The sequence below is a fragment of the Pseudomonas sp. R11F genome (genome assembly GCF_050312575.1).
GTDB lineage: Bacteria > Pseudomonadota > Gammaproteobacteria > Pseudomonadales > Pseudomonadaceae > Aquipseudomonas > Aquipseudomonas palleroniana.
Genome location: NZ_JBNPJU010000065.1, coordinates 123,612 through 148,203, shown reverse-complemented (window position 1 = coordinate 148,203; position 24,592 = coordinate 123,612). Strand labels below are relative to the sequence as shown.

The window sequence follows — 24,592 nt, the reverse complement described above, 5'->3', positions numbered from 1 at the left end:
AATGACCCTAAAGCAGTGATGAGGTCCGTTCTAAAGCGGAACAGTTAAAAATAGGCGCGTTGCATGGCCTTCAAGACACCACCTCCCCAATCACCAAACGCTCAAGCCACCACTGCGCCACTCCCTGAACATTCGGTGCTTTAAGCAAGGTGAAATGATTTCCCTCGCCATAGCCCACCTCCAGCCCACTGCCTTGGCGCCGCCAGCCTTCAATCATCAACCCCTGATCACGCTGATTGCCCGCCCTGTCCAGGGTCGCGTCGCGTGCCAACAGCAGGCGCACCACCCCGCGATACGGCCGCGCCGGCCGATACACCGTGCGCAACGCCGCCGCATAGGTACGCGCAGGCCCCACCATCGCATCCACCGCAGCGCGGGCAGGCAGCAACCCCACGCGCACCATCCCCGCATGCAACGCCTGCCGCTGGGCCACTTCATCGCGCAGGGCAAAGTCCGGCGGATCGATGCCCAGCGACTTGCCGGCCGACACCTGCATGGACTCGATCAAGCGCAGCAGCGCCGCCGTCGAGGTGTATGGCCGCCCTATCACACCGTTGCCACCCGGCGACTCACTGTCGATCACAGTCAATGACGCCACTTCACGCCCCGCAGCCTGCAAGCGCAGCGCCATTTCCAGCGCGACCCAGCCGCCAAACGAATGTCCGATAAGATGCACCGGCCCCTGCGGGCACTCGTGCTCCAACGCCGCCAGGTAACATTGCGCCGCCGCTTCCACTTGGCTGTGGGGCACCGCTTCGCCGTCGAGGCCACGGGGTTGCAAGCCATACAGCGGCCAGTCACGCCCCAGTGCCTCACTCAAGCCGACGAAGCCGGTGACGCTGTCACCCGCCCCCGGCACGCAAAAGATCGGCGCATGCCCTGCGCGGCCGCTTTGAATGCGCAGCAGCGGTTGATGCACGGCCTCCTTGACCGGCACCCCCGTTGCCAATGCCTCGTTCAGCGCGCGGCCCAACGCCTGGATATGCGGGGCTTGCATCATGCTCTGGTGATCCCCCGGCACTTCGATGCGGCGCAGTTGCCCCGGCGCCAACGCGTCGCTCCAGCCCAGCGATTCACTGCGTCGCGACAGCTCGGTAGGCCGTTCCTGGGCACTGAACAGATGCACCGCCAGCGGCAGCGGGAACAGGCTGTAATGCGCCAACGCATGTCCATGCCCGACTTCCCGCTCGATGAAATTCAAGAGGTCGGTGTCCGTCGCCGCCGCCATTTGCGCGTATAGCAGACCTTGATCGCGACAACGTTGCAGCAGGCCCGCAAAGTCCAGCTGTCCAAGGCCTGCCTCCAATTGCTCAATACTCGCCAACTCATTGATACCTCCCTGGGCTTTCCAATAGGCGCTGCACTGCAACAGCAAGTGGCGCTTGAGCGCGTCCGTACCGCTCCAGCGCGCCTTGCCTTGGTCGGTCATGCGCGGCACGTAGCTGTCGATCAGCCCGAGAAACGCGACCGACTCGTCCAGCCCCAGCAGTTGCATGGCGACTTCATAGGCCAGCACCCCGCCAAACGACCAACCGGCGATCCGGTACGGCCCATGGGGCTGGAGGCCGCGAATCAGACCGACCAGGCGCGCCGCCAACCCTTCCATGGTGTTCAAGTGCGGCTCGCCGAGGGGCACGCCCGGCAGGCCGTAGATGGGGTAATCGCCGGGCAGATGCTGGCCCAGCGCCGGGAAGTACACGTCCATGCCGCTGAACTCGTGCACCAGGAACAGCGGCGGCTGAGAACCGCCGCTGCGCACCGTGACCACCGACGTCTCACGCACCGGCTTATCAGCACGCTCGCGCAGCATCGCCGCCACGGAGGCCACGCTGGCATGCTGGAACAGCTCGGCCAGGGACACCGGCAAACCGGCCTCCTCCATCAGCTTGACCAGGCGGATCGCCAACAGCGAATGCCCACCCAACTCGAAGAAGCTGTCATGCCGCCCCACCTGCGCAAGTTTCAGCACCTCGGCCCAGAGTGGCGCCAAGGTTTGCTCCAAAGCGTCCATCGGGGCTTCGAAATCGCGATGGGCCAACGCCTCCCTGTCAGGTATCGGCAAGGCTTTACGGTCGACCTTGCCATTGGCGGTCAATGGCAACTGCGCCAAGGGAACATAGGCCGACGGGACCATGTACGCCGGCAACTGACCTTGCAGAAAGGCACGCACCGCGTCGACGCCGACCGGTTCGCCGGCCCAGGTGAAATACGCGACCAGACGCTTGTCGCCCGGTACATCCTCACGCGCCAGCACCACCGCCTCTCGGACGCCGGTGCAGGCGGCCAGGCGCGCTTGGATCTCACCCAGCTCGATGCGGAAACCGCGGATCTTCACCTGGTCGTCATTGCGTCCGATGCACTCCAGCAGGCCGTCCGCCGTCCAGCGGCCGAGGTCGCCGGTGCGGTACATCAGGCTGCCTGGGTTGAACGGGTCATCGACAAACTTCTCGGCAGTCAGCTCGGGCCGGTTCAAATACCCCTTGGCCACGCCGTCGCCGCCGATGCAGATTTCGCCGCTCACCCCCAACGGCAGCGCTTGCAGTTGCGCATCCAGCACATAGACCTGGGTATTGGCAATCGGCCCGCCGATCGGCACGCTGTCGGCGCTTGGCGCCAGCGCACGCACTTCATGCGTGGTGGCGTAGGTGGTGGTTTCGGTCGGCCCATAGCAATGCACCAGGCGCACGGCCGGTGCCCGTGCCAGCAACGTGCGGAAGGCGGCCGGGTCGGCCCGCTCGCCGCCACACAACAGGATGCGCAAACCGGCCAATGCATCCGGGATCATCTGCACATACTGGTTGAACAGCGCCGTGGTCACGAACAGCACCGTGGCGCCGGCCAGCGCCGCGCCGAACGCGGCCGGGTCGAGCAAGGTGGCGTGGTCGATCACCTGCACCTGGCCGCCGTTGAGCAAGGCGCCCCACACGTCCATGGTACTGGCGTCGAAAGCCGGGTTGGAGGCAAAGGCCACGCGGTCACTGGCATTGAAGTCGGCATAGCCATTGTTGAGCACCAGCCGGGTAATGCCGCGATGCGGCACCAGAACGCCTTTGGGCGCGCCGGTGGAGCCCGAGGTGTACATGATGTACGCCACGCTGTCCGACGCCTGCGACAGGACCGGGTTATGGCTCGGTTGCGGGTCAAGAACCAGGGTGTCCAGGTCCAGCCGCTGCGCCGAATGCACGGTACGCATATCGCTGCGGGTCAACAGCCAGGTCGAGCCGCTGTCTTGCAGCATGAAGTCCTGGCGCTCGGCCGGCGCGTTGAGGTCCAGCGGCACGTAGGCGGCCGCGCATTTGAGGATCGCCAATTGGCAGACCAGCAGGTCCAGCGAACGCGGCAACAGCATCGCCACAGGCTCGCCCGGCTGCACGCCCAGCCCCAACAGATGATGGGCCAGGCGGTTGGCGCGGGTGTTCAAGTCAGCGTAGCTCAAGCCGTGTTCGCCATGCCGTGCCGCCACGGCATCCGGTCGTGCCTGGGCCTGGGCTTCGAACAGGCGCTGCACCGTGTGTTCACGCGGGTACGCCCGAGTGGTCGCGTTGAAGCCCAGCAACTGCTGTCGCTCGACGTCGGGCAGAATCGGCAAGCGCCCGATGGCGATAGCGCTGCCCTGCTCCAACGCCTGCACGATGTGCTCAAGGGCGACATTCAGGTAGGCACACAGGCGTCGGGCACCCGACCCCATGGCCTTGAGGCTGAAACCGTCGCCCAGGTCATCCACACTCAGCGACAGCGCATAGTTGGTGTGCTCCTGCGCCTTGAGCAATTGAATGCCTTGCCACGCCTCGGCCACTCCAGTGGCGTGCGGCGCACTGTGGCGGTAGTTGAACAGCACGTTGAACAGCGGCGTTCCCACCGGCACACCGCTGCAACGTTGCGCTACGGCCAGCGGCGCGTGTTCATGGCTGAGCAGTTGGCTCAGGCGTGCGTGGGTGGCGCGCAGGGCATCACGCACCGCGTGTTCGCCGAGATCGACGCGCAGCGGCAGGGTATTGATAAATACGCCCATGGCCCGCTCGGCGCCTTCGCCGCCTTGCAGACGGCCGAGCATCACCGTGCCGAACACCACCTGCTCACGCCCCGCCACCTTGCCCAACACCTGGGCCCAGGCCAGGTGCATCAGGCTCGCTGCGCTGACACCCGACAGACGCGCCTGGCTGCGCAGGCGCTGGCTGAGTGACGGGTCTATTGCCACCTGCACCGGCTCATCAGGCCCCAGCGGCTCGACTTGCGTCGGCTCATCGATCTCACTGAGCATCTCGCGGAAGAAGCCTTCGTGATCGTCCCCACCCGGTCGGATCTGGGCTAGCGTCTGGGCTACATAGTTGCGATACGGAACGGCCTCTCCCAAGGTGTCCGAAGTCCCCAGCAAAAAGGCTTGCAGCTCCTGTTGCAGGATCTCCAGGGCGACGTGGTCCATGACCAAGTGGTGGAACAACAACGTGGCGACCAGCCCTTGCGCCGCCTCGCTGCACACCAGGCGCATCAACGGTGCCTGGCCCAGGTCCAGACGTTGCGGCAGCGGCCCGGTTTCAACCCGCAACACCGCGTTGCGCCACACCACTTGTACCGGCTCCTCGAGGCCGTCCCAATGGAATGACGAACGCAACACGTCATGCCGCTGGATCACCGCCTGCAACGCCTGGGTAAAGGCGTCCAGGCGCGCCTGGCTGTCAAAGCCGAATTGCGCCTGAAGCACATAAGCGTCAGCGCCCTGCGTCGCACGATGCTGATACAGCATCCCGGCCTGCAACGGCGCCAGCACGTAGATATCCTGCACATTCGCCACGCCCCCCGGGATGCAGGCGACGATCCGGTCGATGGCCGGCTGATCGAGCTGGATCAACGGCAGCATACCCGGGGTGATCCGGGTGCAGTCCGCGGCAATCCGATTGGCCGGCACCGCCACTTCGCGCCCGCCGCCCAACGCCGCCGCCAGACCCGCCAGCGTCGGTTGGCCGAACAGCACCTTCACGTCCGCCGACAACCCCAGGCGGCGCATGCGCCCCATCAGGCTGACCGCCAGCAACGAGTGCCCGCCCAACTCGAAGAAGTTGTCGTGACGGCCTACGCGCTCCACGTTGAGCAGCTCGGCCCAGAGGCTGGCCAGGCTGATTTCCGTATCGCCCTGGGGCGCTTCGTATTCGCGCCTCCCCAGCGCATCCACATCCGGTGCCGGCAGTGCCTTGCGGTCGAGCTTGCCGTTGGGGCTCAGCGGCAAAGCCTCAAGATGTACGAAGACGGCCGGGACCATGAACTCCGGCAGGTGGTGCAGGAGGTGAGCACGCAGTGCTTCGACCGCAGTCGGCACGCCGGTGTAATAGGCGATCAGCCGGTCTTCGCGCGCCACCACCGCCGCTTCGTTGACCTGGGCATGTTCCAGCAGTCGTGCCTGGATTTCCCCCAGTTCGATCCGCAGGCCACGGATCTTCACCTGGTCATCGTTACGGCCCAGGTACTCGATATTGCCGTCGGGCAAATAGCGGCCCACGTCCCCGGTGCGATACAGGCGCCCGTGGGTGAACGGGTCGTCGAGGAAACGCTCGGCGGTCAGTTCCGGGCGGTTCAGGTAACCCCGTGCCACTTGCACACCGCCGATAAACAATTCACCGACCACACCCAGCGGTACCGGCTGCAACTGCGCGTCCAGCAGGTACATGCGGGTATTGGCAATCGGCTTGCCGATCGGCGTGTTGTCCGGGGTCAGCGGCCCGGCGCAGTTCCACGCCGTCACATCCACCGCCGCTTCTGTCGGGCCATACAGGTTGTACAGGGCGATCCCCGTCAACTGCTGCTTGAAGCGGCGCACCAGGCTGCCCGGCAACGCTTCGCCACTGCACATCACCCGCACCAGCGCAGCGGCCTGGCTCAGATCGTCATGAGCGAGGAACACCTCGAGCATCGACGGCACAAAGTGCAAAGTGGTGATGCGTTCCGCCTCGATCACTTCGCACAGGTAGGCCGGGTCTTTGTGCCCGCCCGGGCGCGCCATCACCAGGCGTGCGCCGGTGAACAGCGGCCAGAAGAACTCCCACACCGACACATCGAAACTGAACGGGGTTTTCTGCAGCACCGTATCATCGGCGGTCAGCCCGTATTCGTCCTGCATCCACAGCAGACGGTTGACCACCCCCGCGTGCTCGTTGATCACGCCCTTGGGCTGGCCGGTGGAGCCGGAGGTGTAGATCACATACGCGGTCTGGCTGGCTACCTGGGGATTGTTGGCCGACAGGTGCTGCCAGGTCGGGCGGTCCAGGTCGACCACCGGCACCTGGCCGAGCAAGGTATGCGTCGTGCCCTGGGCCAGCAGTACCCAAGGCGCGCTGTCCTTGAGCATGTAGGCGATGCGCTCCAGCGGGTAGGCCGGGTCCAACGGTACATAGCCGGCACCGGCCTTGAGAATCGCGTACAGGCCGACCACCATTTCCAGGCCGCGCTCCACGCAGATAGCGACCCGCGCGCCCGGTTGCACGCCCAACGCCATCAGGTGATGGGCCAACCGATTGGCTTGTGCATTGAGTTCGGCGTAGGTCAACTGCCGATCCCCGGCCTTGACGGCCACGGCGTGCGGTGAACGCTCGACCTGAGCCTCGAACAACCCATGCAGGGTCTGGTCAAGGTTGTAATCGACCTGCGTGGCGTTGAAGTCGAACAACAGGTGCTGGCGCTCGCGCTCATCCAGCAGCGGCGCATGTTCCAGCACGGCCTGGTCGTTATCGACCATGGCCTGCAAGACCCGCTCGAAGTAACCGACATAACGCTCGATTGTCGACTCATCGAACAGCGCCACGGCGTATTCCAACGATCCGATCAAAGTGCCCTGCACTTCTCCCAGGTCCAGGGACAGATCGAACTTGGCAAAGTGGCTGTTCTCCACAATGCTCTCCAACGCCAGGTCACCCAGCGCCAGGGCCGGGGCGCTGCTGTCCTGCCAGGTCAGCAGGGTCTGGAACAGCGGGCTGTGCGCCAGGCTGCGCACCGGGCGGGTAATCTCCACCACTTGTTCGAACGGCAGGTCCTGATGGGCCTGGGCCGCCAGCGTCAGGCGCTTGACCCGCGCCAGCAGGGCCTCGGTGCTCAACTCACCCGAGGTATCGATGCGCACCGCCAGGGTGTTGACGAACAGCCCGATCAACCCTTCCACCTCGCTGCGCGTGCGGTTGGCCACCGGCGAGCCGATCACCAGGTCCTGCTGCCCGGACAACCGCGCCAACAACGACGCCCAGGCCGCCATCAAGGTCATGTACAGCGTGGTGCCATGCCGCTGGCTCAAAGCCTTGAGCCCGGCCGTGAGGCGTTCATCCAGGCGCACGGCGACGCTGTTGCCGGCGTAGTCCTGCTGCGCCGGGCGCGGGCGATCGGTGGGCAGCGTGAGCAAGGCCGGGGCGCCGTCCAGCGCCTGCTGCCAATAGGCGCTCTGGCGCTGCAGCACTTCACCGCTCAACCACAGGCGCTGCCATACGGCAAAGTCGCCGTACTGGATCGGCAGCGGCGGCAACGGGTCTGGCTGGCCGTGGCTGAACGCCCGGTACAGCGCCATCAGCTCACGGGTCAGCACGCCCATGGACCAGCCATCGGAAACGATATGGTGCAGGGTCAACAGCAACACATGGTGATCGTCGGCCATCACCACCAGGCGTCCGCGCAGCAACGGGCCACGCTCCAGGTCGAACGGCGCCGACGCTTCGCCCTGGATCAGCGCGTCCAGCGCCTGTTGCGGTTGCGGATGGCGGCGCAGGTCCTGTACTTGCAGGGGCAGCATCTCCTCGGCCGGAACCACCAGCACCTGGGCTTCGTCACCGTGCTGGGCGAAACGGCTGCGCAGGGTTTCATGCCGCGCAACGATGCGTGCCAGTGCGCGTTGCAACGCCTCTACATGCAACTGCCCGCGCAGGCGCAGGCCAATGGGGATGTTGTAGGCGGTGTTGGCGCCTTCCATCAGCGCCAGGAACCACAGGCGCTGCTGGGCGAAGGACAGCGGGATGTGTTCATCGCGGTTGGCCGGGAGGATGTCCGGCAAGGTGCTGCGGCCGGCCTGGGCCAACACGTCGCTGACGGCGGCCAGTTCCGCGTTGGCAAACAAGTCTCCCAGCAACAGCTCCACGCCCAGGCGCTGGCGTACCTGGGACACCATGCGCATGGCCAGCAACGAGTGCCCGCCCAGTTCGAAGAAATGGTCGTGCCGCCCCACGCGCTCGACCTGCAGCACATCGGCCCAGATCTGCGCCAGCTGGGTTTCGATTTCGCCTTGGGGCGCCACGTATTCACGGCTAAACACCGCCGCCATGTCCGGCGCCGGCAGGGCCTTGCGGTCGAGCTTGCCGTTGGCGGTCAGCGGCAACGCGTCGAGTTTCACGAAGGCCACCGGCACCATGTAGTCCGGCAGGTGCGCCACCAGATGGGCACGGATGCCTGCCACCGTCAGCGGGTCCAACTGCGGCTTCTCGGTGAAATAAGCCACCAGCCGCTCGTCACGCACCAGCACCACGGCTTCGAGGATGCCGGGCAGTTGGTTCAGTTGGGTTTCGATCTCGCCCAACTCGATGCGCATGCCGCGGATTTTCACCTGGTCATCGTTACGCCCCAGGTACTCGAGGTTGCCGTCCGGCAGCCAACGCACCAGGTCGCCGCTGCGGTACATGCGCCCGCCGTTGAACGGGTCCTGCAGGAAGCGTTCTGCGGTCAGTTCCGGGCGGTTCAGGTAACCGCGCGCCACGCCCTTGCCGCCCACATACAACTCGCCTGCCACGCCCAGGGGCACCGGGCGTTGTTGTTCGTCCAGCACGTACACCGTGGCATTGGCGATGGGTTTTCCGATATGCAGCGGCTGCCCCACTTCGACCTTGCCGGAAGTGGCAACCACCGTGGCCTCGGTGGGGCCATAGTTGTTGATCAATGCAAAGCGCTGCGCCCGCGCAAACTGGCGCAGGCGGTCGCCGCCGATCAACAGGGTGCGCAGCGTCGGATGTTCGATCTGTTGGCTGAAGGCGTACTCGGCCACCGGTGTCGGCAGGAAGCATACATCCAGAGGTTGCGCGCCCCACCACGCCAGCAAGGCGTCGATGTCTTCACCGCCCTCCTGGGTCGGTGCCAAGTGCAGGGTCGCGCCCACACACAGTGCCGGCCACACTTCCCAGGCCATCGCGTCAAAGCCGAACCCGGCCACGCTGGCGGTATGGCGCCCGGCACACAGGTCAAAGGCGTGGCAATGCCAGTCCACCAGGTTGGTCACGGTGTGGTGTTCCACCATCACGCCCTTGGGCAGGCCGGTGGAACCGGAGGTGTAGATCACGTATGCCAGGTTCGACGGCGTGACGCCGGTCTTGGGATTACTCGCCGAGTGGTGCTGCCAGGTGTAGCGATCCAGGTTGATCACCGGCACGTCCAGCACCGGCAGACGCTCGAGCAACGCCTGCTGGGTCAGTACCGCCACCGGGGCGCTGTCGCTCAGCAGGTAGTTCAGGCGCTCGGCCGGGTGGGAGGGGTCCACCGGCACATAGCAGGCCCCTGCCTTGAGGATCGCCAGCAACCCGGCCAGGGTGTCCAGGCCACGGCGGGCGACGATGGCCACGCGGTCGTCGGGCTGCACGCCCAGCGCGATCAGGTGATGAGCCAGCAGGTTGGCTTGCTGGTTCAGCTCGGCATAGGTGCGTTGTCGGCCTTGGTGCACGGCGGCAACGGCGTCGGGCGTGAGCGCGGCCTGGGCCTCGATGCGCGCGTGCACCGAGGTGCCCTGGGGGAAGTCGGCCTGGGTCGCATTGAACTGCTCCAGCAGCAGCTGTTGTTCGCAGGCAGGTACGACCGCGATCTGGTTGAGCGCCGTGTGGGGCGCCTGCTCCAGCGCCGTCACCAGGTTTTCCAGGGCGGTTTGCAGGTAGGCGCAGACGCGTTGCGGGTCCACTTGGGTGCTGGCCAGCAGGCTCAGGCCAAAGCCTTCGCCGAAGTCATCCACGCTCAAGGTCAACGGGTAGTTGGTGCGCTCCTCGGCGCTGAGCGCGGTGATGCCCGCCCAGGCCGATAACGCCTGCTCACTGGCGGCCGACGCGCTGTGACGGTAGTTGAGCAAGGCGCTGAACAACGGCGTCGGTGCCACCACCCCACTGCAACGCTGCGCCAGGGCGAGCGCCGCATGTTCATGGCGCAGCAAGGTGGTCAGGCGCACGTGCGTGGTCTTGACCCCGGCACGCACGTCCTGGTCATCCACGTCCACGCGAAACGGCAAGGTGTTGATGAAGATTCCCAGCGCACGCTCGGTGTCATGACTACCTTGCATACGGCCCATCAAGACCGTGCCGAATACCACCTGCCGCTTGCCGGCGAGCACGCCCAGCACCTGTGCCCAGCCCATATGGAACAGGCTGGCGGCGCTCACCGCCAACAGCCGTGCCTGTGCACGCAGGCGCTGCCCCAGCTGCGGCGACAGCGGCAGGCTGACTTCAGTGATGCCACGGGCATCGCCCTGTACATCCTGCAAGCCGAACGGCAAGGTCGGCTCGCTGATATCGCCGAGCATCTGGCGGAAGAACGCCTCGTGCTCCTGCTCGCTGACCCCCAGTCGCGCCTGAGCCACATAGTTGCGAAACGGCACCGGCTGACCGAGCGCCGCGCCCTGCCCCAACAGGCACGCCTGCAGTTCATGGCACACCACTTCAAGGGCGCTGTGGTCCAGAGCCATGTGGTGAAACAGCAAGGTGGCGACAATCCGCGCATTCACCGGGTCATCGGCGCGCACCAGGCGCAGCAACGGCGCCCGGGTCACGTCGAGGCGATAGTGACGAACGTCGAACAGCCCGTGCAGTTGCGCCGCGATGTCGCCATCGGCGGGGTCCAGCTCAAGGGCCTGCACCGGCAGGCGAGCCTGGCGCCAGACCACTTGCGAGGGCTCGCGCAAACCTTCCCAGACCACGCTGGTACGCAGGATGTCGTGCCGGTCCATGACGGCCTGCAGGGCCTGGGCAAACGCGTCGAAACGCTCAAGGCTGTCGAAGGCGAACTGCGACTGCATCACATACGGGTCACCGTGCTCGGCGCTGACGTGATGGAACAGGATGCCTTCCTGCAGCGGCGCCAACGGGTAGATGTCCTGGATATTCGCGACACCGCCATCGACCGTGGCGATGAGGCCGTCGATCTCCTCCTGGCTCAGCGTCGACAGGCTCAACATCGCCGGGGTGACGCGCTCGGCATCCAGCGGGATACCATTGGCCGGCACCGTTACTTCACCGGCCTTGGTCGCCGAGTATTCGCCGCCCTTGATCAACTCGATCAGCGCCGGTTTGTGTTCGCGCAGCGCGGCCAGCAGCGCCGGGTCTTGCAACGCTTGTTTATTGCCTTGCACCGACAACTGCTCACCCTTGAGCGCCAGTTGGACACCCTTGGTTTGCAGCGTCGCCAGTAGTTCGAGGATGCTCACAGGACGATCTCCATTTGTTCGATGACGGCGGCGTAGCCCGCCAGGGTCGGCTGTTCGAACAGCGCCCGCACATCGGCTTCCATGCCTTCCTGGCGCAAGCGCCCGATCAAGCTCACGGCGAGCAGTGAATGCCCGCCCAGTTCAAAGAAATTGTCATGGCGCCCTACCCGCTCCACGCCAAGCAGCTCGGCCCACAGCCGGGCCAGCAGGGTCTCGGTGTGACCTTGCGGCGCCTGGTATTCGCGCACGATCAATGCCTCCATGCCCGGCAGCGGCAACGCCTTGCGGTCAAGCTTGCCGTTGGGGCTCAGCGGCAGCGCGTCGAGGTGCACGAACAGAGCGGGCACCATGAAGTCCGGCAGGTGCTGCAACAGATGGGCGCGCAGTGTTTCGATGTCGGTGTGCACGCCGGTGTAGTAGGCAATCAGCCGCTCTTCGCGGGCTACTACCGCCGCTTCATTGACCTGCGCGTACTCCAGCAGGCGCGCCTGGATTTCGCCCAGTTCAATGCGCAGGCCTCGGATCTTCACCTGGTCATCGTTACGGCCCAGGTACTCGATATTGCCGTCGGGCAAATAGCGGCCCACGTCCCCGGTGCGATACAGGCGCCCTTGGGTGAACGGGTCGTCGAGGAAACGCTCGGCGGTCAGTTCCGGGCGGTTCAGGTAACCCCGCGCCACTTGCACCCCACCGATGAACAACTCACCGACCACGCCCAGCGGCACCGGCTGCAACTGCGCATCCAGCACATACATCCGGGTGTTGGCGATGGGTTTGCCGATCGGCGTGTTGTCCGGGACCTCGGGGCGTGCGCAGTTCCAGGCCGTCACGTCCACCGCCGCTTCTGTCGGGCCATACAGGTTGTACAGGCCGCTCCCCGGCAATTGCTGCTTGAAGCGCCGCACCAGGCTGCCCGGCAACGCTTCGCCACTGCACATCACCCGCACCAGCCCGCTGGCCTGGCCAACATCGCCATGGGCCAGGAACACATCGAGCATCGACGGTACAAAGTGCAAGGTGGTGATGTGTTCGGCCTCGATCACGTCGCACAGGTACGCCGGGTCTTTGTGCCCACCCGGGCGCGCCATGACCAGGCGCGCACCGCTCAACAGCGGCCAGAAGAATTCCCACACCGACACGTCGAAGCTGAACGGGGTTTTCTGCAACACCCTGTCATCGGCCTTGAGGCCATAGGCGTCCTGCATCCACAACAAACGGTTGACCACGCCGGCGTGTTCGTTGATCACGCCTTTGGGCTGGCCCGTGGAACCCGAGGTGTAGATCACATAGGCCGAGTGCCGGGCGCTCAGGCCCGGCACCTGGGGGTTGGTGGCGGGCTGGTGCTGCCAGGTGACCGAATCCAGATCAAGCAGCGGCACGTCGCCCAGCAACGTGCGGGTGCCACCTTGCGCCAGCACCACCACCGGCGCGCTGTCTTGCAGCATGTAGGCGATGCGCTCCAACGGGTACGCCGGGTCCAGCGGCACGTAGGCGCCACCGGCCTTGAGGATGGCCAGCAGGCCGACCACCATGTCCAGGCCCCGCTCGACGCAGATACCCACGTGTGAATCCGGCTCTACTCCGAGTTCCCGCAGGTGATGGGCCAGGCGGTTGGCACGTTCATTAAGCTCTGCGTAGCTCAGTTGCTGCTCAGCGGCCTTGACCGCCGGCGCATTCGGCGTTTTCGCCACCTGCGCCTCGAACAGACCGTGCAGGGTCTGGTCGAGGTTGTAGCTGACATCGGTGGCGTTGAACGCCACCAGCAGTTTCTGGCGCTCGTCGTGGCCCAGGACCGGCAGACGATTGAGCGCCTGGTGCGGTGCCTGCTCCAAGGCGTCAACCAGGCCCGCCAGGGCCGTCTGCATATAACCGCACACGCGCTGCGCATCGAACTGCGCCAGGGCGGTGACGTCGTAGCCATCGCCCAGGTCATCCACGTTCAACGTCAGCGGGTAGTTGGTGCGCCCATCGTTGACCAGCGTCTGCATGCCTTCCCACGCCTGCTGTGCCTCGGCGGCACGCGTGGCGACGCCGCGATGGCGATAGTTGAGCATCGAGCTGAACAACGGCGCCGGTGCCGCCACCCCACTGCAACGCTGGGCCAGGGCCAGGGATGCATGTTCATGCCCGAGCAACGCGGTCAGCCGCGCATGGGTGGCCCGCACAGCCATACGGGCGCCTTGCGCATCGATGTCCAGGCGCAGCGGCAAGGTATTGATAAACACCCCGAGCGCCCTGTCGGCGCCCTCGCCGCCTTGCATGCGCCCGACCAGCACGGTGCCGAACACCACGCTGTGGCGCCCCGACGTAGCCGCCAGCACTTGGCCCCAGGCCAGGTGGAACAGGCTTGCGCTGCTCACGCCAAGCAACCTGGCCTGGGCGCGCAGGCGGCGGTTGAGCTCGCTGTCCAGGCGCAGGCAGTGTTCCTCGATCTCACGGCCGTCGCCGCGCACATCCTGCAAACCGAACGGCAAGGTCGGCTCATCGACGTCGCCGAGCATCTCGCGGAAGAACGCTTCGTGCTCCTGTTCGCTGACGCCCAGGCGCGCCTGAGCCACGTAGTTGCGGTACGGCATGGGGGCGACGGTTGGCGCGGCGTGGCCGAGCAAATGGCCCTGCATTTCGCGCAGCACCACGTCGAACGCGGTGTGGTCCAGCGCAATGTGGTGATACAGCAACGCCGCCACTACGCGCTGGTTGGCCGGGTCCTGGGCGAACATCAAACGAATCAGCGGGGCCTGGCGGATATCCAGGCGATAGCGGCGGGCATCGGAGTGTGCGTACAGCGCCGCCAACACATCGCCGTCCAACTGCAACTCTTCCAGCGGCAACTGGGCACGGCGCCACACCACTTGCAGCGGCTGCACCAGGCCCTCCCAGACCACGCCGGTGCGCAGGATATCGTGACGGTCGATCACCTGTTGCAGCGCCTGGGCAAAGGCTTGCAGGCGCTCGAGGCAATCAAAGGCCAGGTGCGATTGCAGCAGGTACGGGTCGCCCTGCTCGGCGCTGAGGTAGTGATACAGCATGCCTTCCTGCAACGGCGCCAGCGGGTAGATATCCTGCACATTGGCCGCGCCACCGGGCACCTGGTTGACCACCTGGTCGAGGGTCGATTGATCGAGGTCGACCAGGGTCAGCATATCCGGGGTAATACGCGCACAATCGGCGGCAATCCGGTTGGGCGGCACCTGCACTTCGCGGCCACTGCCCACGGCGCCGGCGAGGGCGGCCAACGTCGGCTGGCTGAACAACACGCGCACGTCGGCGCTCAGGCCGACCTGGCGCATGCGTTCGATCAGGCTGACGGCCAGCAACGAATGCCCGCCCAGCTCAAAGAAGTGGTCATGGCGCCCGACGCGCTCCACTTGCAGCACCTCGGCCCAGATCCGCGCCAGGGTGGTCTCCACGTCGCCCTGGGGCGCCTCGTAGTCGCGGCTGAGTAGCGCGGCCTGATCGGGCTCCGGCAGGGCCTTGCGGTCCAGCTTGCCGTTGGCGGTCAGGGGCCACGCGTCGAGCTTGACGTAGGCGACCGGCACCAGTGCATCCGGCAGTTGCGCTTGCAGTTGCTCGCGCAGCGTCTCGATGGCCGGCGCTTGCTGCGCGGTGAACCAGGCCACCAGGCGAGCGTCACGCACCAGCACCACCGCTTCGTCAATGCCAGGCAAGGCGGCCAGGCGGCTTTCGATTTCGCCCAGTTCAACGCGTACGCCGCGCACTTTCACCTGGTCGTCGTTACGGCCCAGGTACTCGAGATTGCCGTCGGGCAACCAGCGCGCCAGGTCGCCGGTACGGTACATGCGCCCAGGGTTAAACGGGTCTTGCAGGAAACGCTCGGCGGTCAGGTCCGCACGGTTCAGATAGCCTCGCGCCACACCGCAACCGCCCACATACAACTCACCGACCACACCGACCGGCACCGGGCGCAACTGCGCATCGAGCAGGTAGGTGTGGGCATTGGCGATCGGCCTGCCGATATGCAGCACCTGCCCGGCGCGCACGCGGCCGGAAGTGGCGACCACAGTGGCTTCGGTGGGGCCGTAGTTATTGATCACTGCAAAGCGTCGCTCCTGGGTGAACTGGCGCAGGCGGTCGCCACCGATCAGCAGGATGCGCAACGTCGGGTGCAGCAGGTTCTGGCTGAAGGCGTACTCAGCCACGGGCGTGGGCAGGAAGCTCACATCCAGCGGCTGCGCCAGCCACCAGTCGAGCAGTGCGTCGATGTTCTCATTACCCATTTGGGCCGGCGGCAGGTGCAGGGTCGCGCCGGCGCAGAGTGCCGGCCAGACTTCCCAGGCCATCGCATCAAAGCCGAAACCGGCGACACTGCTGGTGTGGCTGCGCGCATCCAGGCCGAAGGCTTCGCAGTGCCAGTGCACCAGGTTTTCCACGGTGCGGTGTTCCACCATCACGCCCTTGGGCTGGCCGGTGGAGCCGGAGGTGTAGATCACGTAGGCCAGGTGCGCGGGGGTCAGGGTCGGCAGTTGCGGGTTGCTGACGGGATGGTGCTGCCAACAGTCGCTCTGCAGGTCCACGGTGGGCACCGCACCGAGCAGGTCACGGGTGCCGGCCTCGGCCAGCACCGCCACCGGGGCGCTGTCCTGCAACAGGTAGGCGATACGCTCGGCGGGGTAAGCCGGGTCGATGGGCACATAGCCGGCGCCGGCCTTGAGAATGCCCAGCAACCCGACCAGCATCTGTGGGCCGCGACGGCAGCACAGCGCCACGCGGTCATCCGGCTGTACGCCCTGTTGCAGCAGGTGATGAGCCAACTGGTTGGCGCGTTGATTGAGTTGCTGATAGGTCAGCGACTCCTCCTCTTGCTGCACGGCAATCGCGTTGGGCTGGCGCTCGACCTGGGCCTCAAAGGCGCCATGCACGGTGTGCCCGGTGGGGAAATCCACTGCAGTGTTGTTGAACTCGCGCAACAGGGTTTCGCGCTCCGCCGCCGGCAGGATCGACAGCTGATTGAGCGCGGTGGTGGCGCCGCTTTCCAGGGTCGCGACCAGTTGCTCGATGGCGCCGTGCATGTAGCCGCACAGGCGCCGGGCGCCGATCTGCGGCAGCGCCAACACGCTCAGGGCAAAGCCTGTTCCCAGGTCATCGACACTCAAGGTCAGTGGGTAGTTGCTGCGTTCTTCACCGCCCAACAATTGCACGCCTTGCCAGATGCCCTGGCCGTCGCGGGCCATTTCGTCAGGCGTGCTATGGCGGTAATTGAGCAGCGCGCTGAACAGCGGCACGGCCGCCGCCACGCCGCTGCAACGTTGCGCCAGGGCCAGCGACGCATGTTCGTGGCCGAGCAATGCACTCAAGCGCGCATGGGTGGCCTTGACCGCCACCGTCGCGCCGACGGCTACATTGACCCGCAGCGGCAAGGTATTGATGAACATACCCAGCGCCCGGTCGGCACCGTCGCCGGCCTGCATGCGGCCCATCAACACGGTGCCGAACACCACGTCGTCGCGCCCAGACACCAGCCCCAGCACCTGCGCCCAGGCCAGATGCATCAGGCTCGCCGCGCTGACGCCCAGCAGGCGCGCCTGCTCACGCACCCGCAGCGCCAGGGCTGCCTCCAGCGGTTGCTCGGCTTCTTCGATATCCCGCCCGTCGCCCTGCACATCCTGCACGCCAAAAGGCAAGGTCGGTTCATCGACATCGGCGAGCATTTCGCGGAAGAACTGTTCATGTTCCGCCACGCTCACCCCCAGGCGTGCCTGGGCCACATAGTTGCGAAACGGCGACGGCGCAGGCAAGGCATCGGCCTGGTCGAGCAGGCAGGCGCGCATTTCCTGGCCGACCACGGCCATGGCGGTATGGTCCAGCGCCAGGTGGTGGAACAGCAGGATCGCCGCGACTCGCTGATGGTTCGGGTCCTGCGCATAGACCATGCGCAGCAGCGGCGCCTGGGTAATGTCCAGGCGGTAGTGGCGGGCGTCGAAACGCGCGTGCAGTTGTTCGATGACACTACCGTCCGCCGGGTCCAGGGTGACTTCCTGCACCACTAGCTGGGCGTCGCGCCACACAACCTGCACCGGGCTGTCCAAGCCTTCCCAGACCACGCCCGTGCGCAAGATATCGTGGCGCGCAACCACCTGTTGCAGCGCGCCCATGAAGCCTTGCAAGCGCTCGAGGCTGTCGAACGCCATGCGCGACTGCAACAGGTAGGGATCGCCCTGCTCGGCGCTGATGTGGTGATAAAGGATGCCTTCCTGCAGCGGTGCCAGCGGGTAGATATCCTGCACATTCGCCGCGCCCCCCGGGACGCTGGCGACGATCCGCTCGATCGCCGCCTGATCGAGTTGCACCAGGCTCAGCATCGCCGGCTCGATGTGCGTGCAACCCGCCGGGATACCGTTGGCAGGCACCACGACCTCACGGCCGCTGCCGACCGCCGCCGCCAACGCGGCCAGGCTCGGCTGGCTGAACAGCACGCGCACATCGGCGCTCAGGCCCACCTGGCGCATGCGTTCGATCAGGCTGACGGCGAGCAACGAATGCCCGCCCAGCTCGAAGAAATGGTCGTGACGCCCCACGCGTTCCAGCTTGAGCACGTCCTGCCAGATCTGCGCCAGCAGGGTTTCCACTTCGCCTTCCGGCGCTTCGTAGCCACGGCTGAGCAGCGCGCTCTGATCCGGTGCCGGCAAGCCCTTGCGATCCAGCTTGCCGTTGGCGGTCAGGGGCAACAGCGCGAGCCAGACATAGGCCGAAGGCACCATGTAGTCCGGCAAGCGTGCTTGCAGGTGGGCACGCAACGCTTCGATCGGCAACGCCGCCTCGCCGGTGTAGTACGCCACCAGGCGCTTGTCGCCAGGCTGGTCTTCGCGGGCCAGCACCACGGCGTCCTTGACCCCGGCAAACGTGGCCAGGCACGTCTCGATTTCGCCCGGTTCGATACGAAAGCCGCGAATCTTCAATTGCAGGTCATTGCGCCCCTGGTAGAGCAACGTGCCGTCGGCCTGCCAGCTTGCCAGGTCGCCGGTGCGGTACAGCAGGCCGTCACCAAAGGGGTTGGCGATGAATTTTTCGGCGGTCAGTTGCGGCTGGTTCAAGTACCCCTTGGCCACACCCGCACCGCCGATATACAGCTCACCGACCACGCCCAGCGGCAGCGGTTGTAGACGGGCGTCGAGCACATAGGCCTGGGCATTCGCGATTGGCCGGCCGATGGGGATGCCGCCCTCGCCCACCGCAGTGATCTCGTGGGTGGTGGAGAACGTGGTGGCTTCGGTCGGCCCGTAGCCGTTAAGCAGGTGCCGGGGCTTGCCGTGCCGGAGCACGCGGCCGATCACCAGCGGGTCGAGGACGTCACCGCCGACGATCAGGTAACGCAACTGAGGCAACACCGGCATCAGCGCATCGGCGTACTGATGGAACAGCCCGGCGGTCATCCACAACACACTGACGGCCTGCTCCTGCAGCAATGCGGCGAACGCCGCCTGGGACAGCAGCACGGCCTGGTCGACCACCACCACGCAACCGCCATTGAGCAATGGCGCCCATACGTCGAGGGTGCTGGCATCGAACGCCGGGTTGGAGGCGAAGGCCACGCGGTCGCGCTCGTTGAAATCAGCGTAACCGTTGTTGAGCACCAGGCGCGAGATGGCGCGGTGCGGCACTTGCACACCCTTCGGGGCGCCGGTGGAGCCGGAGGTGTAGAGGATGTACGCCACGCTTTCCGAGCTTTGCGCCAGCTCCGGATTGCGCGCTGACTGCGCCTCCAGATTCAGGTCGGCCAGGGTCGTGAGCACCCGGTGTGCGCCACTGTCCTGCACCATGTACGCCTGGCGGTCCACCGGGGCGTTGATGTCCAGCGGCACATACACCGCCGCGCACTTGAGGATCGCCAACTGACACACCAGCAGATCGAGGGAGCGCGGCAGGGCAATCGCCACGCTTTCGCCGGGCTGCACGCCTTGCTGGAGCAAGTGATGGGCCAGGCGGTTGGCGCGCCGGTTAAGGTCACGGTAACTCAGCGACAACGCGCCGTGCACGGCCGCTACCGCCTCCGGCCGGGCCAGCGCCTGGGCTTCGAACAGTTGCTGCACGGTCAGTTGCGACGGGTATTCGCGGTGGGTGGCGTTGAACGTCACCAGCAGTTGATGACGCTCGGCGGGCGGCAGGATCGACACCGCCTGCAACGGCGTGGTCGGCGCTTGCTGCAAGGCGCTGACCAGGTGGCGCAATGCGGTGAGCATGTATTCGCCCACACGTTGCACATCCAGGCTGGCCACGCCTTGCACCGTGAGCGCGAACCCGCTGCCCAAGTCATCGACGTTGAGGACCAGGGGGTAGTTGCTGCGCTCTTCGGAACTGAGGATTTGAATGCCCGCAGCGGCGAACGGGCTGTCGCCCGGGGCTTCATCCGGCGCGCTGTGGCGGTAGTTGAGCAGCGTGCTGAACAGCGGCAATGAACCCGGCACACCGCTGCAACGCTGGGCCAGGGACAACGAGGCGTGCTCATGCCCGAGCAATTGCGCCAGCCGCGCATGGGTGGCGCGCACCCCGGCCTGTACGCCGACAGTGCCGAGGCTGACCCGCAGCGGCAAGGTATTGATGAACATGCCCAGTGCGCGGTCGGCGCCCTCGCCGCCCTGCATGCGGCCCAGCAACACGGTTCCGAACACCACATCCTGCTGGCCGGACACCTGGCCCAGCACCTGCGCCCAGGCCAGGTGCACCAGGCTGGCAGTGCTCACGCCCAGTTGCCGCGCCTGTTCGCGCAGACCCTGGCCAAGGGACGGTTCCAGAGGCAGGTGGGCTTCGAGGATGCCGCTGCCGTCGCCGTTCACGTCCTGCAGGCCGAACGCCAGGGTGGGCTCATCGAGATCGCCGAGCATGTCGCTGAAGAAGGCTTCGTGCTGCGCCTGGGTCACGCCGAGGCGCGCCTGGGCCACGTAATTGCGGTACTGCACCGGTTCCGGCAAGTGCGCGTCATCGCCGGACAGGCTGGCGCTCATCTCCTGTACCAGCACTTGCAGCGCGGTGTGGTCGAGCAGGATGTGGTGCAACAACAGGATGCCGACCAACCCGTCCGGCGCCTGGGCATAGGCAAAGCGCATCAGTGAGGCGCGCGACAGGTCGAGGCGATAGTGGCGCGGGTCAAAGCGCTGCTGCAGTTGCGCCAACGCATCCTGGCCCGGGCTTTCCAGGCGCTCGACGGCCAGCGGCGCCTGGCGCAGTACCACTTGCACCGGTTCCTCCAGGCCCTCCCAGAGAATGCCGGTGCGCAGGATGTCATTGCGTTCGATCACGCGATGCAGCGCCTGGACGAACGCGTCCACTGCGGCCTGGTCGGTGAAGCGCAACTGCACCTGCAACACGTAGGGATCGCCCTCGGTGGTTGCCAGGTGGTGGTAGAGGATGCCGGCTTGCAACGGGGCCAGGCCGTAGATGTCCTGCACGTTGCCAAGGCCGCCGGGTACGCCGGCGATGATGTGGTCGATCGCCGCTTGGTCCAGCGCCACCAACGGCAGCATCTGCGGCGTGATCTGTTCGCTGGTTGCGCTGATGAGGTTGGCCGGAACCTGGACCTCCCGCTGCCCGCCCACCGCCGCCGCCAAGGCAGCCAGGGTGGGCTGGCCGAACAGCACGCGCACATCGGCACTGAGGTCGGCCTGGCGCATGCGTTCGATCAACTTGACCGCCAGCAACGAGTGCCCGCCCAGCTCGAAGAAGTTATCGTCACGCCCCACGCGGTCGAGCTTGAGCAGCTCTTGCCAGAGGCCGGCGATGGTGGTTTCCACCGCGCCCTGCGGGGCGGCATAACCACGGCGCACCAGCGCATCGGTATCCGGGGCGGGCAACGCCTTGCGGTCGAGCTTGCCGTTGGGGGTGAGCGGCAACTGGTCCAGCCGTACGAAGGCGCTGGGCACCATGTAGTCAGCCAGGCTGCGCAGTAGATGGTCGCGCAAGGCGGCGGTGCTGAGTTCGCCGTCGGCAATCACATAGGCCACCAGGCGCTTGTCGCCCGGTTCATCCTCACGGGCAATCACCACGGCGTCACGCACGCCGTCGGCGGTGGCCAGGCGCGCTTCGATTTCGCCCAGTTCGATGCGGAAGCCGCGGATCTTCACCTGGTCGTCGTTGCGCCCCAGGTATTCAACGCTGCCGTCGGCCAGCAGGCGGCCCAGGTCACCGGTCTTGTACAGGCGCTGGCCGGTGACCGGGTCGGTGAGGAAGCGTTCGGCGTTCAGCGCCGGTCGGTTCAAGTAACCACGCGCGACACCGGCACCGCCGACGTACAACTCGCCGGCCACGCCAAACGGCAACGGCTCGCGAGCCGCATCGAGCACGTACAACTGCAAGTCGGGAATACGCACGCCAATCGGGCTGACACCCACCAACTGGGTATCCGCCGCCTGCAAGGCGCGATAGGTCACGTGCACGGTGGTCTCGGTGATGCCGTACATGTTCACCAGTTGCGTGCCGGCATTGATTGCGCGGGCATACCACGGCTTGAGCAGGCCCGGCTCCAGGGCTTCACCGCCAAAAATCACCTGGCGCAGAGAGTGCGCTGCGGGGCTGCGGCCTTGGGCGGCGATCAACTGCCGGAACGCGCTCGGCGTCTGGTTGAGGATGCTCACGCCCGCCTCGCAGAGCAGCGTGTAGCACTCATCCGGCGAGCGGCTGACCAGTTGCGGCACGATCAACAACTGGCCGCCGTGCATCAGCGCGCCCCAGATTTCCCACACCGAGAAGTCGAAGGCAAAGGAATGGAACAACGCCCACACATCGTTGCTATTGAAGCCAAACCAGTGCTCGGTGGCCGTGAACAACCGCGCCACCTGGCGGTGTTCGATCATCACGCCCTTGGGCAAGCCGGTGGAACCGGAGGTGTAGATCACGTAGGCCAGGTTGGCCGGGCTCAACGCCAGTCGCGGGTTGACGATGGATTCCTGGCCCAGGTGGTTGAGGTCGATCTGCGTCAGCTCACCGACCAAGTGCGCAGTGTTGGCCTGCACCAGCACGGCCACCGGCTCGCTGTCGTGCAAGGTGAAGGCGATACGTTCCAGCGGGTAAGCCGGGTCGATCGGCACATAACCGGCACCGGCCTTGAGAATGCCCAGCAGGCCGATGATCATTTCCAGGCCACGCTCAACGCAGATCGCCACGCGGTCGTCGGGGCGCACGCCTTGGGCCAGCAGGCGGTGGGCTACCTGATTGGCGCGTTCGTTGAGCTGACGGTAGGTCAGACGCCGGTGATCGAAACGCAGCGCGACCGCCTCGGGGTGGGCGGCGGCATGGGCTTCGACTTGCTGGTGGATCAGGGCGTTATCGGCATAATGCGTGGGGCTTTGGTTGAGGCCGTGCAGGAGGGTCTGGCGTTCGGCGTCGGGCAGTATGTTCAGGCCGCTGAGCGGCATATCCGGTCGCTGCTCCAACGCATCGGCCAGGCTTTCGAGGGCCGTATGCAGGTAGCCGGCTACTCGGCCTGCGCCGATGGAGGCCTCGACGATCACGCTCAGTGCAAGGTCTTCGCCCAGGTCATCGACGTTGACCGTCAACGGGTAGTTGGTGCGCTCCTCGGCGCCCAACACCTGGATGCCGGGGGCGACCTCGATGACGGCCGCCATATCGGTGGCCGCGCTGTGACGATAGTTAAGCATCGCACTGAACAGCGGCGTCGGCGCGGCGACGCCGCTGCAACGTTGCGCCAGTGCCAGGGAGGCATGTTCATGATCGAGCAAGGTGGTGAGGCGCGCATGGGTCGCCTTGACCCCGGCGCGGATGCCCTGCTCGCCCACGTCCACGCGCAACGGCAAGGTATTGATGAACATGCCCAAGGCGCGTTCACCGCCTTCGCCCGCGTCCATGCGACCGAGCATCACCGTGCCGAACACCACCGCTTCACGGCCGGATACCACGCCCAGCACACGGGCCAGGGCCAGATGCAGCAGGCTCGCCATGCTCACCCCCAACGGGCGTGCCAAGGTCCGCAGGCGCCGGCTCAGGCCGCTGTCGACGGGGATACGTGCCTCATCGACGCCGTGGCCATCGCCTTGCACATTCTGCAAGCCGAACGGCAACGTCGGCGCGTCGATATCGGCCAGCATCTCGCGGAAAAACGTTTCGTGAGCCTGCTCACTGACGCCCTGGCGTACCTGGGCGATGTAGCTGCGAAACGGCACCGGCTCGCCGGCCAGGGCGTGCTCGCCGGCCAGGTACAGCTGGAGTTCATGGCGCACCCCGTCGAGGGCGGTGTGGTCGAGGATGGTGTGGTGGAACAGCAGCATTGCCACGACCCGCTGGTTGGCCGGGTCGTCTGCGAAGACCAGGCGCAACAGCGGCGCCTGGCCCAGGTCCATGCGGTAAGTACGCGCGTCATAACGCGCCTGCAACTGGGCCAGCGCATCGCCGCCGTCGCAGCGGATGTCTTCGCACACCAGCGGCGCCTTGCGCCACACCACTTGCAGCGGTTCGTCGAGGCGTTCCCAGACCATCGAGGTGCGCAGGATGTCGTGGCGGTCGATCACCCATTGCAAGGCTTCGGCGAAAGCCTCCAGCCGTGCGCGGTTGTCGAACACAAACTGCGCGTGCAGCACGTAGGGGTCGCCTTGCTCGGCCGAAAGGTGGTGGTAGAGCATGCCTTCCTGGAGCGGCGCCAGGGGGTAGATGTCTTGCACATTCGCCGCGCCACCCGGGATCGCGGCGACGATACGGTCGATGGCGGCCTGGTCGAGGTTGACCAGCGGCAGCATGGCCGGGGTGATGCGGTAAGCCGGGCTCAGCCAGTCACCGCCGTGCTCGGCCACCAGTGCCAGCAGTGCGGGCTTGTGGGCGATCAGTTGATCCCACAGCGCGTCGCTCAGGGCTTCGTCGTCGCCCAGGATGATCAGGTCGCCCTCTTCAGTCTGCAGACGGATCGCATGGGTGGAAATCGCTGCCAATAATTCGCTGAACTGCATGGGGTAACCTGCCTGATAAGTCACGGTTGAGAAGAAAGTCCGTTTTCAGCTGCCGCTTGAATCGGGTGCGCTGCGCGCCCTGGGAAAATAGCGGGCGCAGCCGGGGGGCCTGGGGGGCTTCCGGCTGGTCTGGGACGTTAAGGGGTTTGGCGGGTGGGGGGTGACATGGGAAGTGGGGACACGGGCGGACTTGCGTCGCTCTAGGCGGGGCTTGGGTATCTACAGGATCGGGTACATATCCGTTGCTGCGGTAACGGCGGCTTAGGGT

General features: G+C 65.9%; 2 protein-coding genes. Both read right to left on the bottom strand.

Features of this window, described 5'->3' with window-relative positions; genetic code table 11:
- Positions 1–70: 70 nt before the first annotated feature.
- Complete coding sequence (locus ACQRBV_RS19225; RefSeq protein WP_411984357.1) at positions 71–11,416, bottom strand: amino acid adenylation domain-containing protein; 11,346 nt, start codon at positions 11,414–11,416, stop codon at positions 71–73.
- On the bottom strand, positions 11,413–24,324 hold the full coding sequence (locus tag ACQRBV_RS19220; RefSeq protein WP_411984358.1) for an amino acid adenylation domain-containing protein: 12,912 nt from the start codon (positions 24,322–24,324) through the stop codon (positions 11,413–11,415). The genes ACQRBV_RS19225 and ACQRBV_RS19220 overlap by 4 nt, the downstream gene beginning before the upstream one ends.
- Between the last annotated feature and the right edge of the window lie 268 nt (positions 24,325–24,592).